The organism is Pandoraea nosoerga, assembly GCF_902459585.1.
GTDB classification, from domain to species: domain Bacteria; phylum Pseudomonadota; class Gammaproteobacteria; order Burkholderiales; family Burkholderiaceae; genus Pandoraea; species Pandoraea nosoerga.
Genome location: NZ_CABPSC010000010.1, coordinates 144,700 through 158,847 on the forward strand (window position 1 = coordinate 144,700; position 14,148 = coordinate 158,847).

At 65.8% G+C, this 14,148-nt stretch carries 15 protein-coding genes; 9 read left to right on the forward strand and 6 right to left on the reverse strand.

The genetic code is table 11. From position 1 onward, the window contains the following. Window positions 1–39 precede the first annotated feature (39 nt). From PNO31109_RS14210 to PNO31109_RS14235, 6 genes are read left to right on the forward strand one after another with little or no spacing between them, the layout of a single operon-like run. Window positions 40–1,062: an alginate O-acetyltransferase AlgX-related protein gene (locus PNO31109_RS14210; protein WP_150556116.1), complete on the forward strand. Its 1,023-nt coding sequence runs from the start codon at window positions 40–42 to the stop codon at window positions 1,060–1,062. Between the two features lie 4 nt (window positions 1,063–1,066). Further along, window positions 1,067–2,197, forward strand: a complete 1,131-nt coding sequence (locus tag PNO31109_RS14215) for an alginate O-acetyltransferase AlgX-related protein (protein WP_306440560.1) — start codon at window positions 1,067–1,069, stop codon at window positions 2,195–2,197. Between the two features lie 22 nt (window positions 2,198–2,219). After that, window positions 2,220–3,797: an MBOAT family O-acyltransferase gene (locus PNO31109_RS14220; protein ID WP_150556118.1), complete on the forward strand. Its 1,578-nt coding sequence runs from the start codon at window positions 2,220–2,222 to the stop codon at window positions 3,795–3,797. Window positions 3,798–3,824: 27 nt separating this feature from the next. Next, window positions 3,825–4,064, forward strand: a complete 240-nt coding sequence (locus PNO31109_RS14225) for an acyl carrier protein (RefSeq protein WP_150556119.1) — start codon at window positions 3,825–3,827, stop codon at window positions 4,062–4,064. 31 nt (window positions 4,065–4,095) lie between these two features. After that, the gene (locus PNO31109_RS14230; RefSeq protein WP_150556120.1) at window positions 4,096–5,583 is read left to right on the forward strand and encodes an AMP-binding protein; all 1,488 of its coding nucleotides are present in this window, start codon (window positions 4,096–4,098) and stop codon (window positions 5,581–5,583) included. Then, window positions 5,580–6,263 carry an alginate O-acetyltransferase AlgF gene (locus PNO31109_RS14235; protein WP_150556121.1) on the forward strand — a complete coding sequence of 228 codons (684 nt, stop codon included), beginning with the start codon at window positions 5,580–5,582 and terminating at the stop codon, window positions 6,261–6,263. The genes PNO31109_RS14230 and PNO31109_RS14235 overlap by 4 nt, the downstream gene beginning before the upstream one ends. Before the next feature lie 120 nt (window positions 6,264–6,383). On the opposite strand, the gene PNO31109_RS14240 is transcribed toward PNO31109_RS14235, so the two are convergent. Continuing rightward, window positions 6,384–7,379, reverse strand: a complete 996-nt coding sequence (locus PNO31109_RS14240) for a DUF4434 domain-containing protein (protein ID WP_150556122.1) — start codon at window positions 7,377–7,379, stop codon at window positions 6,384–6,386. Between the two features lie 111 nt (window positions 7,380–7,490). Between PNO31109_RS14240 and PNO31109_RS14245 the strand changes: the two genes are divergently transcribed. Continuing rightward, window positions 7,491–7,712, forward strand: a complete 222-nt coding sequence (locus tag PNO31109_RS14245) for a hypothetical protein (protein ID WP_150556123.1) — start codon at window positions 7,491–7,493, stop codon at window positions 7,710–7,712. 213 nt (window positions 7,713–7,925) lie between these two features. On the opposite strand, the gene PNO31109_RS14250 is transcribed toward PNO31109_RS14245, so the two are convergent. Then, window positions 7,926–8,450 (reverse strand): outer membrane lipoprotein, encoded by a 525-nt coding sequence (locus PNO31109_RS14250; protein ID WP_150556124.1) that lies wholly within the window; start codon window positions 8,448–8,450, stop codon window positions 7,926–7,928. Window positions 8,451–8,940: 490 nt separating this feature from the next. Between PNO31109_RS14250 and PNO31109_RS14255 the strand changes: the two genes are divergently transcribed. After that, a complete protein-coding gene (locus tag PNO31109_RS14255; protein ID WP_150556125.1) occupies window positions 8,941–10,413 on the forward strand; it encodes an MFS transporter in 1,473 nt (490 codons plus the stop codon). Window positions 10,414–10,599: 186 nt separating this feature from the next. On the opposite strand, the gene PNO31109_RS14260 is transcribed toward PNO31109_RS14255, so the two are convergent. After that, window positions 10,600–11,076, reverse strand: coding sequence for a CBS domain-containing protein (locus tag PNO31109_RS14260; RefSeq protein WP_150556126.1), 477 nt, complete (start codon window positions 11,074–11,076; stop codon window positions 10,600–10,602). A 587-nt stretch (window positions 11,077–11,663) separates the two neighbouring features. Here PNO31109_RS14260 and infA point away from each other — a divergent pair. Then, window positions 11,664–11,885, forward strand: a complete 222-nt coding sequence (gene infA, locus PNO31109_RS14265) for a translation initiation factor IF-1 (protein ID WP_039393473.1) — start codon at window positions 11,664–11,666, stop codon at window positions 11,883–11,885. Here infA and PNO31109_RS14270 read toward each other — a convergent pair. The 3 genes from PNO31109_RS14270 to PNO31109_RS14280 form a co-directional block, all read right to left on the reverse strand. Beyond that, window positions 11,882–12,343, reverse strand: coding sequence for a GNAT family N-acetyltransferase (locus tag PNO31109_RS14270; RefSeq protein ID WP_150556127.1), 462 nt, complete (start codon window positions 12,341–12,343; stop codon window positions 11,882–11,884). The genes infA and PNO31109_RS14270 overlap by 4 nt on opposite strands. A 1-nt stretch (window position 12,344) precedes the next feature. Beyond that, window positions 12,345–12,641: an acylphosphatase gene (locus tag PNO31109_RS14275; protein WP_174966392.1), complete on the reverse strand. Its 297-nt coding sequence runs from the start codon at window positions 12,639–12,641 to the stop codon at window positions 12,345–12,347. 132 nt (window positions 12,642–12,773) lie between these two features. Further along, window positions 12,774–13,886, reverse strand: a complete 1,113-nt coding sequence (locus tag PNO31109_RS14280) for a metallophosphoesterase (RefSeq protein WP_150556182.1) — start codon at window positions 13,884–13,886, stop codon at window positions 12,774–12,776. Between the last annotated feature and the right edge of the window lie 262 nt (window positions 13,887–14,148).

The following is a 14,148-nucleotide window of genomic DNA, read 5'->3' on the forward strand; positions in this document are numbered from 1 at the left end:
GTGCCTGACACGTTTTCATCGATATCGAGGAGTTGCAGCATGACCCCGTTTGCTTCCGAAACCCCTGTATCGCGCGGACTTAGCCGTGGTCTGGGGCATGGCCTCGTGCGCTGCCTGACGGCGTGTGCGCTCACGCTAGCCATAGGCGCCGCGCAAGCGCAGGACGCGTCCACGCTGATCATCCGCGGCAAGGACAACTGGCTGTTCCCGGGCTGGGGCAGTCTCACGCAGGTCGACACGCGCGGCATCGACGCAAACACGGCGTTGGTGCGCGAGGCGCGCGACGCCCTCGCCGCGAAGCAAATCAAGCTCGAAGTGCTGCTGCTGCCGGACAAGTCGCTGTTTTATCAGGACAAGCTTCCCGACGACAAAGTCATGAGTCCGGAAGTCAAGGCACGCTACAGGACCATCCTCGGCAAGCTCGAGGCTGCAGGCATCAGCACGTTCGACGACGAGGCCATCCTGCGCCGTATCAAGAACGGCGGCCAGGACGTGTACTACCGCACCGACCAGCACTGGACACAGGTCGCCGCCGACGCGACCGCCGAAGCCACGGCAGAGATGATCCGCAAGGACGTGCCCGTGCTCGCCGGCAAGCCGGGCACGGGCATGCCCCTGGGCGGCATGGTCAACGACCGTCGCTACGGCGATCTGGCCGATCTGTTCCTGACGGCCGACGAGCGCAAGAAAATCGGCCGCGAGGTCTTCACCGTGCGCCGCCCGTCGGAAGGTCAGGAGTTGCTCGACGACGCCCCCGCGCCCGTCCACATCACCGGACACAGCATGATGCAGCCGTACTTCGGCTTCCCGCAGAAGCTGTCGAATCTGCTCGACCGCCCGGTCTCGGTGAACTGGAAGCCGGGAAACGTCGGCCAGTGGGTGATGCTGCTCGAATACCTCGAATCGCCCGCGTTCAAGCAAACCAAGCCACAGGTGCTCGTCTGGCAGATCTTCGAGCCCGCGTACTCGCAGGGTCCGGACGCCGCCGGTTTGTGGGATAACGCCTCGATCATGACGCCGGACGTCTGGCGCAAGCGTCTGAAGGCCGCACTGGGAAATTGACGACGTGTCGGACATCAAAGCTTCTCGAGGGCCGTCGCACCGCCCGAGCGCCATCATCACGGCGGTGCTGCTTGCGTGTGGCCTCGCATGGGGGCTGTGGATACTCGCGCATGCACGTCTCGATCGGGATCAGGTCAGTGTGCAAGCCTGGCTGGACGGCACGGCGGGGGCAGCGCTCAACAAGTCGCTGAGGCTGCCCGGACAGGCCAGCGTGGAGATGTGGAATGCCGCGGTACGCTATCGCGCGCTGGGCGACGTCGGCGAGCAGGTTGCCATGGGGTGTCCGCAGTGGATGTTTTACCGCGACGGCATGCGCCCACGGCCCGGTACGCCGCAGACCGTGTTCCACGACCGCCTGCGTCTCATGCATGACTGGCTCGGGCAATTGCGCGCACGCGGCGTAAAGGTCATGGTGGTTGCCGTGCCGGACAAGGCGCGTATCGAAGCGGCGCATCTGTGCGGGAGTCAGATGTCGGCCGAGATGCTCGCGCGCCTGGACGCCGTGAAAGCGTCGTTGCAGCGCGAGGGAGTGCCGTTCGTCGATTTGCGCGAGACGCTCGCGGGGCGCGACCGGCCGATGTTCTTCCGCACGGATGTGCATATGAACGCCGAAGGGGCGAGGATCGCGGCGGCGGCCGTGGCGCGGGCCGGCCTGGCGCTGTTGTCCGGCAAGGGGTCGCAGCAATTCGAGGTGGGTACGCCCGCTGCGCCGCAACGGCGCGTAGGCGATCTGCTCACGCTCTCGGGGTTGGGCGACGCGCCGGACGGCTGGCGTCCGCGCCCTGATCTGGCGTCGGCCCAGCACATCGCGCCGATGCGCAGCGGCGGTCTGCTCGACGATACGCCGCCGGTGGAGGTGATGCTCGCGGGTAGCTCGCACGGTCGCCGCAGCAATTTTGCGGAATGGCTCGGCGTCGATCTCGGGCGCGAAGTCTGGAACGTGAGCATGGACGGCGGCGATTTCGCCGGCGCGCTCACCGCGGCGCTCAGGCAGCGCGAGCAATGGCCCCAGAGCCTGAAGCTGGTGATCTGGGAGTTCTCGGAGAACGCTCTCTCGCTGCCTTTGAGCGACGACGAGAAGTCCGCGCTGGCGCGGCTGCCCGAGGCCAAACGGCACGACACCGAACGACATTGAACGATACGAGACGCGACCCCCGATGCTGTTCAACTCTTATCTATTCCTGCTGCTGTTTCTGCCGGTGGCGCTGGCCGGGCACTACCTGAGCGGCGCCATCCATCTGCGGCTGGCCGCCTTCTGGCTGTGCCTGACGTCGTTCGTGTTCTATGGCTGGTGGAATCCGCAGTTCGTTGTGCTGCTCGCCATTTCGATCGCGTTCAACTACCTCGTGAGCCAGGGCGTGCTGCGCTATGCCGGACGTGTGCGCGTGCAGAACGCGATCGTGGCCGTCGGCGTGGGCGTCGATCTTGTGGTGCTGTTCCACTACAAATACTTTGCAGCGCTGCTTGGTTTCCTGCGCGATCTGGGGCTCACGCACGCGAGCGTCGATACGCTGGTGCTGCCGCTGGGCATCTCGTTTTTCACGTTCACGCAGATCGGCTTCCTGCTCGATTGCCGTGCGGGGCTCGTTAAGGAGCGCAGCCTGCTCAGCTACGTGCTGTTCGTCACGTTCTTCCCGCATCTGATCGCGGGACCGATCCTGCATCACAAGGAAATGATGCCGCAGTTCGCGCAGCGGGAGAATTACCGCTTCAAGGCGGAGAACCTGTCGATCGGCAGCATTCTGTTCGTGATTGGCCTGGCCAAGAAGGTGCTGCTCGCCGACGCGATGGCACCATACGCCGACGCTGGCTTCGCTGCCCCTGGCGACCTGCAGTTCTGGGCCGCGTGGGGCACCAGCCTGAGCTACGCGCTGCAGGTGTATTTCGATTTTTCCGGCTACTCGGACATGGCGCTCGGTCTTGCGAAGATGTTCGGCATTCGCTTCCCGCTGAACTTCAATTCGCCATACAAGGCCACGAGTGTCATCGACTTCTGGGCGCGCTGGCACATCACGCTCACGCGCTACCTCACGTCCTATCTGTTCTACCCGGTGACGATGGCCATTTCGCGGCGTCGCAGTGCGCGCGGTCTGCCGGTCGGCTCGGAAGGCGCCCGCACGCCGTCGGGGTTCATGGGCGCCATCGTCGTGCCGACGGTGTTCACGATGGGCCTAGCCGGCGTTTGGCACGGTGCGGGGTTCCAGTTTCTCGTCTTCGGGCTGCTGCACGCGGCGTATCTCTCGATCAACCACGGCTGGCGCATCTTCGTGATCGGCCGCCGGCCGGCGTCCCACAAATCGAAGTGGTACGCCCATGCGGCTTCGGTGGCGCTCACGTTCGTCGCCGTGCTCGTCGCGCAGGCGTTTTTCCGCGCCAACGGCGTACAGGACGCGCTCGCGCTGCTCGGCGGCATGATTGGCCTGCGCGGTGTAGAGGTGTGGCCGTCGTTCGGCTATCTTGCGCACGCGAGCTTCGGCGATGCGTGGCGCTTGCTCGTGGGGCATCACCTGCAGCTCGTATACGTGGTGCTGCTGCTTGGCATCGTCTGGTTCACGCCGAACGCCCACCAGATAATGGGGCGCTATTCGCCCGCGCTGTTCAAAGTCCAGGAAGCCGCGCAGCGTTTCATGCGCTGGCAGCCCAATACGGCGTGGCTGTCGGTCACGCTTGCGCTGCTGTTCCTGTGCCTGGTGAATCTTCACAAGGAAACCCGTTTCCTCTATTTTCAATTCTGATTGCGGATCGTTCGCGGGAGTCGTTTCATGAATCTCAATGACATCGAAAACAAGGTCGCCGAGATCGTCGGCAACATCGTTCTTACCCACGTCGAGCCCGATACGCTGCTGATCGATTCGGGACTGGTCGACTCGCTGTCGGCCGTCGACGTAGTGCTCGCGGTGGAGCGCGAGTTCGGCGTGAAGGTGCCACCGTCGGAAATCGACGTCTATCTCGTGTCGGTGAGCACGCTTGCCGCGTTCATCGCGGAACAGAAGGGCGCCTGAGCGCCGGCGACCGAGTCGGAGGGCTTCGATCATGTATTTCGATTTCGACCGTCTGGCGTTTGCCGCGACTGCGCACGCGCCCGACGCACCCGCGGTCGTCGATGCAAAGGGCGCGCTCACTTGGGCGCAACTGCGCTCAGCGACGGACCAATGGATGGTGCAGGCCACGGCGGCTGGAGCGAAGCCCGACGTGCCACTCGTCATTTCCGGGCACAAGGAGCTGGCCTTTCTCGTGGCGATTCTCGGTTGCTTGCGCCTGGGCGTGCCGTTCGTGCCGGTGGACGTGATCAACCCCGCGCAGCGCATTGCGCGCATCGGCGAGCTGGTGCAGGCGGCGTTGCGCTACGACGCGCAGGCCGATGCGTTCGTGCCGACCGGACAGGCGGGCGCCGTGCTCGCCGAGCGTGGACTCGCGTACATCATGTTCACGTCGGGCAGCACCGGCGATCCGAAAGGCGTGCAGATTGGCCGGGAAAGCGTGGCACTGTTCGCCGGATGGATCCGCGACGACGTGAAGCCGGGCCCCGCACCGGCATTCATGGACCAAATGCTGTTCAGCTTTGATTTCTCGCTGTTCAACTGGGTCGGCGCGCTCGTCACCGGCGGCTGTTGTGTGCTGTGTCCGCGCGAGATCATCGCCGATCGCGAGGATTTCGCCGCCTACCTCCACGCCACGCACGTGAACGTGTGGGCCTCCACGCCGTCGTTCGTGCGGCAGCAGTTGCTCGATCCAGCCTTCGATGGTGCCCATCTGCCGGATCTGCGAATGTTCGTGTTCGGCGCCGAGTCGCTCACGCCGACGGTCGCCGAGGCGCTGTGGCAGCGCTTCCCCGGCGCGCGCATCGTCAACTCCTACGGACCGACCGAAGCGACGTGCTCGACGACCTGGGTCGAGATCGATTCGGTGTTGCGCGCGGCGGCCCCCTTGCCGTTCCCGATCGGGCGCGCCAAGCCATACGCCGAAGTCTTTATCGACGACGGCGAGATTTGTATCGCCGGCGACCACGTCATGCGCGGTTACCTCAACCGGCCTGACCTGAACGCGACGCGCCTGTTCGAGTACAACGGCAAACGGGCCTATCGCAGTGGCGACCTCGGCGAGATCGATGCACAAGGGCTGGTCACGTTCCGCGGACGTCGCGACGACCAGATCAAGATGCACGGCTATCGCATCGAGCTGGCGGAAATTGATGCGTCGCTCGCGACGCTGCCCGGCATTCGCGCAGGCGCAGCCGTAGCGCTGCGCCGTCCCGATGGCGCGATCGTGCGCATGATCGGCTTCGTCGAACCGGAGACGAGCGGGCCGCCGGGGCTGCATGCGGTGCCTGAGGGATTGTCCGACTGGAAGGCGCTGCTCGGCAAGCGTCTGCCGTCGTACATGATTCCGTCCGAACTACTTGTGTGTCATGGTTTTCCGACCACCAATAGCGACAAGGCGGACCGGAAGCAGTTGGAGCGAATGTACATGGACGCGAGGGCGCGTCCGGGCACGAAAGGAAAAACGGAGTCGCAAGCATGAGGACGTGGCGAATTCTGACAGTCGCACTGGCGCTAGGCGTGGCCGGGGGAGGCGGTGCAGGCGTGGCGAACGCGGAAGGCATTTTCTCGCGGCTTTATGCCGCGCGTCCGCCAGTGGGCTCGTCGTTCGTGAGGGTGGTCAATCCCGGTGGCACGCCAATGCGGGCGCAGGTCGCCGGTGGCCCGGCACAGACGCTCGCAGGCGAGAAGGTGGCAAGCACGTACGCCATCGTGAAGGGAAACGACGCATTTCCGATCGTCATCGACGGCAAGCCGGCAGGCACGCTCCAGGTCGCGCCCGATACGTTCAACACGTTGGTGCCGCGACGCGAAGGCGGCAAGGTGACGTTCACCGTGCTTACCGACGCGGGCGGCACGCAGGACGGCCTCAAGGCAGAACTGCGCTTCTACAACCTGAGCGCGAATTGCGCGGCGGGCCAGTTGCGCGTCAGCCCGTCCGGCCCGATGCTATTCGACGGCGTGGCGCAGGGAGCGTCGGTGGCGCGCGCGATCAACCCGGTCAAGGCTACGCTGGTGTCGGCGTGTGGGAGCGCCACGACGAAGACGCTCGCGCTACCCGCGCTCGAACCGGGGGATCACTACAGCCTGTTCCTCGTCGGCACTGACACCGCCCCCGTGTTGCGCGGACAGTTGAGCGCGACGGACACGTATCAGCGATAACCACGCGGATGCGAGTCGCGGCGGCAAGTGGTGGCAGGCGCGGTCAGAAGCGCGTCGAAGCAGACCGAGGCGGAATGGCGCCAGTAGAACGTCCGCCGTCGCGCAATCGCCCGGCGCCGGTCAGCGCAGGGCGGCCTGCCATTCGCGCAGCAGCGCCTTCGACTCCGGGGTATCGTCGAGCACCCAAGGGTCGATGGCGAACGCGACGAGCCGCGTCGCACCGTAGTCGCGCGCGATCTCCCACTGACGCTTCACGCGGGCGAAGCTCGCAGCCCTGGCGTTGAATTCGGTGCCGTCGTCTTTCTTCGACGGCAGTTCCTCGAAAAGCTCGATCACGAGATCGAACGGCGCGGCTCTGGCGCGCAGCATGTCGTGCAGGGGCGCGAGCGAGTCGTAGTTCGCCAGACCGGCGACACCCACCCCGTCCTGAATCATCGGATGTAGCGTGACGCGATCGAGCAACGTGCGCCATAGGTCAGCGAGCGTACCGGTGGTCGGCAACCGGCTGTAGTACGTCGAGATTGTCGGCGTGCGCCCGCTCGTGGCCACGGCCACGGCCGACATGTCGCCGAGCCATACGGCAAGCTTGTCCTGCCGTGCCGGCAGGGCCCAGTCGTACTGTTCGATCTCGTATGGGAAATACCAGCCACGAAACGCGTGATGCCGGGGCCACACGGTCTGTTGCATATAGCGCGCGACGCGCTGCCCGGTGCGCTGAAGGTAGGCGTCTAGCGGCGCGTCGTCTGCCATGCCGATAGCCTTCCACCAGCGCTCGTCATACGGCAGGCCCAGGTGCACGCCCATGCCGAGCGCGGCGCTTTCGTCCAGAAGGGTCTGGACGAGCGAGTCGGGTGCGATCCACGTGTTCGCCGGCTCGCCGTCGATGCCCACCCATTGCACGAAGATTTCCTTGCAGCCGAGCGCGTGCGTGGCGGCGAGGCGCTGGCGCCACTGATCGGGCGTCCAGTCGAGATGACTGCGCCAGAGTTGCACGAACGTTCCGCCGACCTCGGGCGGCGGCGTGCAGGCGGCAAGGGGAAGGCAGGCAGCGAGTGCGGCCGCCTGCATCAGGCGGCGGCGCATCGGGGAATGGGGGGCGGCAAAAGACGAGGGCATCGTGGGTCGGCTCAGCGCCAGAGTTCGGGTGAAAGGTTCAGGAAGCGGTACAGCCCGGTAGAATATCGCCTTTGCACACGCAACGGCCGAGCGCGCCGCAGCGAAATTCTCATGAGCAAACCCGCCCTCACTCTCAAGTTCAAGTGCACCAAGTGCGCCAAGCCGGTCACCCTGTATCTGCAAAAAACGTCGGCGTGCTCGCACATCACCCCGTATCAGGGCTGGTGCAAGTGCGGTCAGTTGATGCGCTACGCCACCGGCGACAAGGACGCCGTCGCGTCGTTCGTCGACTCGATGGATCCGCTATGGTCGCATCGCCACCATCATCATTGAGTCAAGCGCGTGTGCGCATGGTGCCCGGGGCGCGTCCCCGACGCGTCCCCCTTGCCGGGAACGACTACGTCAGGCAGTTCTGTCGCCTGCGTGGGCTTATGAAGCACGCGTAGCGGCGGTTCCGTCCGCGCAATGAGAACGCCCGCCGGCATGGCACCGGCGGGCGTTGTGTTTTGCGCGGTGACGCAGCGATGCGCCGCCGCCGTGAAGCGATTACTGCGGATACACCGTATCGTTGGCGACGGCGGCGCGCTGGCCTTGCTGTACGCGCAGCGGCGGCGCCTGCGTGACGGTCGCGACACGGCCGTCGTCCAGGCGCACGGTGATGCGATACAGCACGTTCGGCTGTCCCATGCTGTTCTCGATGCGGTTGCCGGCGATGCCGCCAATGACCGCACCGGCGATGGTCGTGGCGGTGCGTCCGCGTCCGCCGCCCATCGTGTTGCCGAGCAGGCCGCCCGCCGCGCCGCCGAGGACCGTACCGAGAATGTTCGGGCTGTTATTGGCGCCGTTCAGTTGCTCGATCGATTCCACGCGGCCGTACAGCGCACCCTGCATCTGCGGTTGCGGCTGCTGATAACCCTGCTGATAGCCTTGCTGGTAACCCGGCTGATACCCCTGTTGGTAACCCTGCTGGTAGCCCTGCTGATAACCGTACTGCGGCCCCGGCGCGACGCAACCGGCCAGCATGACGGCGGCCAATGCCGCGCTGATTCCCGTAAGTGCTTTGATGTTCATTTTCCGTTGTCCTCGTGAGCGTGAGGTGAATGCGTCGCCATCGCGGTGAAGGATGGCGTGGCGCACCTGTGGCACATCTGTTGCGACCACGACGCGGAATGTAGGGTTCCGCCGCGCTTTGTGCTGTAAAAAACGGTAAGCATTTGTAATGGGACGGCCCCAGGCGTTCGCGCGGTGTTTCGATGATATTCCCACCTGGCGAGACGTGGGGGCATTCCCCGCCAATGTTTAACGCAAAGGGGGAATGCACTATACATACGGGGTGATGAAGAGAATTGTTGCTGTCTTGTCGCGAAAATCATCGGGGCAACGCTGGAATCATCTAAGCATATAACTACAAAGCACTTGGTGGCGTGAGTACCAAGCGGTAACATCGCCACCTTTGGCGATGGCCGCGATCCGCCGCCCGTCGCCCGTTCCATTGCTGGGTCTATTTCACTGGCTCCATTTCATTTCCCATCCCCCATTTCCGTTTCTCCGGTTGCGCATCATGTCTGTCGACGTTTCCCTGTCTCCCGCCGCGGCGCACGCGAGTGCCGGGCACTCCGCCACACGCGCCGCTGCGCCGGCCGTCATCCGTTGCGCTGGCGATGTCGCGCAGCTCGTCAACGAGGGCGGCGCCCGCGTCTCGAATGCGCGCTGGATTGTGGCGATCGCGCTCGGCGGCGTGTTCCTCGATGCCTATGACCTCGGCGCGCTGGCCTTCGGCCTGAAGGACGTGGCGCGCGAGTTCAACCTCACGCCGGCCGGCACGGGCATGGTCGCCTCGGCGATCACGTTCGGCGCGATCGTGGGCGCCTTCCTCGGCGGCTATTTCACCGACCGGATCGGCCGCTATCGTGTGTTCATGGCCGACATGCTGTGTTTCGTGATCGCTGCCATCGCGTGTGCGCTCGCGCCCAACGAGTACGTGCTCGCCGGCGCGCGTTTCGTGATGGGGCTGGGCGTGGGCATCGACCTGCCCGTGGCCATGGCGTTCCTCGCCGAGTTCTCGAAGCTCAAGGGGCGGGGGAACAAGGCTGCGAGGGTCGCGATGTGGTGCCCCACGTGGTACGCGGCGATCTGTGCGTCGTACCTGCTGGTGCTGTTGTGCTATTCGGTGCTCCCGGCGTCGCATAGTGCGCTGCTGTGGCGCATCATCCTGGGCTTCGGCGCCATTCCCGCGCTGGCGATCATCGCCGTGCGCAGCCGCTACATGAGCGAGTCGCCGGTGTGGGCCGCCAATCAGGGCGATCTCGACGGCGCTGCGAAGATTCTGAAGCGCTCGTATGGCATCGACGCCGTCGTGGCGCCGGATGCCGAGCGCGCCGCACCGAAGCGCCCCGCGTCATGGAGCAACTACGGCAAGCTGCTCCAGGGCGTGTACCTGCGCCGCACGACACTCGCGACCATCATCGCCGTGGCATCGTCGTTCGCCTACAACGCAGTGGCGTTCGGGCTGCCCGTCATCATCGCGAGCTTTCTCGCACAGTCGATGCTGACCACGATCCTGATGTCGCTCGCGCTCAATCTGCTGTTCGCATTCACCGGCGGCCTGCTGGGCGTGCGCCTGGTGCCCAAGGTCGGCGCCTGGAAACTCACGGTGCTCGGCTACGCGTTTCAACTGACGGCGCTCGTCGGTCTGGCGCTCGTGGGCAAGCCCGCGGGGGGCGTTCAGGTGGCCTGGGCACTGGGTTTCCTTGCGCTGTTCCTGCTGGGGCAGGGCTTCGGTCCCGGCGCGCATTCGATGACGTTCGCGTCGCTGAGCTATCCGACCTCGTTGCGCGGCGTGGGCGTCGGCTTCAACCAGACGCTCATGCGCGCCAGCTCGACGGTTTCCCTGTTCCTGTTTCCGGTGCTGGCCGCCGCGCTTTCGACGAAGGTGTTCTGGGTGATCGCCGTCGCACCGGCCATCGGTCTGCTGGCGCTGCTCGCGATTCGCTGGGAGCCGTCGAACTACGACGTCGACGCCGAGGACTTCTGACGTTCTGCGGGGCCACGGGCACGTTGTGGGCCGGGCCGTGGCCCGTCCGTCGACGATTTGCTCGCTCGCTCCGGAAAAAACGGCGCTTCGTGTGAAGCGCCGTGCCCCCTGATTGCGCCGCCGACGGGTTCGCGAGCGGTCGGCCCGGACCGGCCCGGCTTTCCGGGCTTTCCGGTCTTTCCGGCGTCAGCTCGGCCGCGAAGGCGAGCGGCCCGCCATGGCGGCGGCGCCTCCCATGATGTAGTTCTCGAGCTGGTCGATGGTGAACTGTTGCTCGGAGATGATCGCCTTGACGAGGTCGCCGATCGAGAGCAGGCCCACGAGTTCGCCGTCCTTCATGACGGGCAGGTGGCGGATGCGATGCTCCGTCATCAGCGACATGCATTCCTCGTTCGTCTGATCGGGGCTCACGTAGCGCACTGCCGAGGTCATGACGTCGCGCACCGGGGTGTTGACCGATGTGCGTCCCATGAGCGCCACTTTGCGCGCATAGTCGCGCTCGGTGAAGATGCCCACGATCGTGCGGTCGTCTTCGCTCACGAGCACCGCACCGATGCGCGCTTCAGCCATCAGCGTCAGGGCGTCGAGCACCGAATCGGACGGGCGCACCTTGTACACCGTGTTCACCGATTTGGACTTCAGGATCTGAGCGACTGTTTTCATGATCAATCCTCCTGCGGGCTACGGGTACTTACAGCATAGTTGAGGGCGCGCCGCGCGTCATGCTCGCGTTCTCACCGAGTCGACCGGACGCCCCGGGGCGCGAAATGGTCCCTCGGTGCTCGCCATGATGCAATGCGCCACAAATTGCCTCGGAAAGCCCCCGGCATGGCCTGCCGGCAGCACATTTTTCCCACGGGCGACGCAGAAAGGCGTATGCTTGCGGAATCGGCGAAAATTCGCCGATCATCGCCTGACGATCGCGAAATGCTTTATCGGCGCCGCTGACAGCCATGTCCCGCGGGCCGGACCACTCGCTGTGCCGATGACGCGGACCGCACGGTCTTCGCCCTCCCGACACGCACTGCTCGTCATTGCGGCACTGCCGCAATGTGCCTTGCTCCTTCGAACCATCGCCGCGTTTCGGTGCGCCGCCATGTCCGACATGGCCGGTCCGCCGGGTAGGCTCCTTTTGGCGTTCGATGTGCACCCCGCCAAGCACCGGGGTGCGGCGAAGGTATTGGCGAACGAACCTTCTGTAACACCGGTGCCGCGCCCCTCGCGAGCGGCGCCCAAAAGAGGACACGATATTGGCCAAGGAAGAACTGATCGAATTCAGCGGACACGTTTCGGATGTGTTGCCGGACAATCGCTTTCGCGTCACGCTCGAGAACGGCGTGGAAGTGGTGGCATATGCGAGCGGCCGCATGCAGAAGAACCGCATCCGCATTCTCGCGGGTGACCGCGTGACGCTGGAGATGTCGCCCTACGACCTGAGCAAGGGCCGCATCAACTACCGTCACAAGAACTAGGTCAGCGACGTCGTCTGACTCTGACGCGCCAGCCGCTGCCCGTCGCGGGCGTAGCCATGGCGCGCATAGAAGCGATGCGCGGCGACCCGATGGTCGCTGCTCGTCACTTCGAATTTCTCGCACCCCCGCTCGCGGAACCACGCGTGCGCGGCCGCCATCAGCGCGTGCCCCACGCCCGAGCCCCGCACATTTTCTTCCACCACCAGCGCCGTAATGCGCCCTAGCCGCCCCGCCAGATGGAACATGGTGAGCGCGTGCAACCCGATGCATCCCACAATCTGCCCGTCGGCGTCGAGCGCGACGAACGCGGCGTCGTCGCCCTGCGCCGCCGACAGCGCGATATTGCGCCGGACGATCTCCAACGGCGTGTCGTAGCCGAGCTGCGAGAGCAGCGTCACGATGCGCGGCGCGTCATCGTCGATGGCAAGGCGTGTGCGAAGCGTGGCGGGGCGCGTCATGTCAGAGCTGTTCGAAACGGTCGAAACGCCGGCTCGTGTACTCGACTTCGCTCTCGAAGTCGGTCACGCGTGCGCCGGGCGGGCCATGCCGCATCCACTCCAGCATTTTGTCGACCTGGTCGGGCGTGCCCTGCACCATGGCGACGATGTCGCCCTCGGGCAGCGCCTGCACCCAGCCGCGCACGCCGATCAGGTGACCCTCGCGCACGGCCGCCTGACGGTAGCCGACGCCCGTGATCTTGCCGCGCAGACGCACGGCAACGGTTTCGAGCGAAGAGGCAGGTGGCAGTGACTTCATGACGGCAGCAGCATGGGACATTCAGGCAAGGGCGATTGTAGCGTCATCGAATGCCGCTCGCCCGGGCAGCGCGGCGGCGCCGGGGAAGGCACGAAGGCGCGAACGCGGATGCCGCGCAGACCGGGCCCGGGCTCAGGCGTTGCCCGGAACCAGCCGGATCCGCGTGATCTCCGAGGGCGCGCCGAAGCGCTTGGGCGGGCCCCAGTAACCGGTGCCGCGGCTCACGTACACGGCCAGCCGCCCCAGCCGATGCAGGCCATGCACGAAGGGCTGTTGCAGCGGCACGAAGTACATCCACGGCCAGAATTGTCCGCCATGCGTGTGACCGGAGAGTTGCAGATCGAAGCCGGCTTCCTGGGCCGCGGGCGCGCTGCGCGGCTGGTGTGCGAGCAATACGCGCGGGACGCCTTCGGGCGAGCCCGCCGCGGCGGCCATGGGGTCGCTGCGCTTTGCCGGGTCGAAGTGATGCGCGGTGAAATCCGTCACGCCGGCAATGGTCAGCGCCGCGCCCTCGTGGTCGAGCACCACATGCTCGTTTTCCAGCACGGTGAGGCCGAGTCGGCGCAATTCTTCGACCCACGCCGGCGCGCCCGAGTAGTACTCGTGGTTGCCGGTGCAGACATAGGTTCCGTGGCGCGACGTGAGCCGGGCGAGCGGCGCAATGTGCTCGCGCAGCGCGGGCACGCCGCCGTCGACCAGATCGCCGGTGATGGCCACCAGGTCGGGCTTGAGTTCGTTCGCGGCCTCGACAATCGCTTCGATGTACCGGCGCCGGATCGTCGAGCTCACGTGAATGTCGCTCAACTGCACGATGGTGAAGCCTTTGAGTGCGGGCGGCAGGTCGGCGATGGGCACGTCGATCTCGACCACGCGGGCGAGGCGCCGCGCGTTGTAGAAGCCGAGCAGGGTCGACACGGCGGTGAGCACCAGCACGATGATGGCCGAGCGCGTGGCGAGTTGGGCGTCGACCCCGGAGACCGCCAGCGCCACGCCGAGCACCACGTCGCGCAGGACCGTGAGTACGAACAGCGACGAGAAGATGCCGATGGCCGTCATGCCGGCCCAGGTCAGCAGCGTCGCAAGCGGCTCGCGCTGGATGGCGCGGCTCATGAGGCCCAGGGGGATGAGCACCGTCGACGCCACGAGCCACGCCGCGCCGAGCACCTTCCAGCCGGGGGCGACCGGCAGGGGCGTGAGCAGGCGCCAGCCGATGTAGGCGTGCAGCAGCGCGATGATGGCGAGCATGAGCCAGCGCGGCCGCGCGGGCAGCGTGCGCCGCGACGGCTTGCCGTGCGCGTGCGCCGCGCCAGGCGGTGACGGCGACGCCGTGGGCGCCGAGAGGGGCGGGGACGCCTGAGAGGCCCGGGAGCCTGGAGAGGACTGCGACATGGACATGGATCTCTTCGACATTCGAGGGAATCGCCTTGGGACGCGCGCAACCGTAATGCCCGGTATGGCCGGTATGCCCGATACGCCCGGTACGCCTGGTATGGGGGCGCGGGGCGAC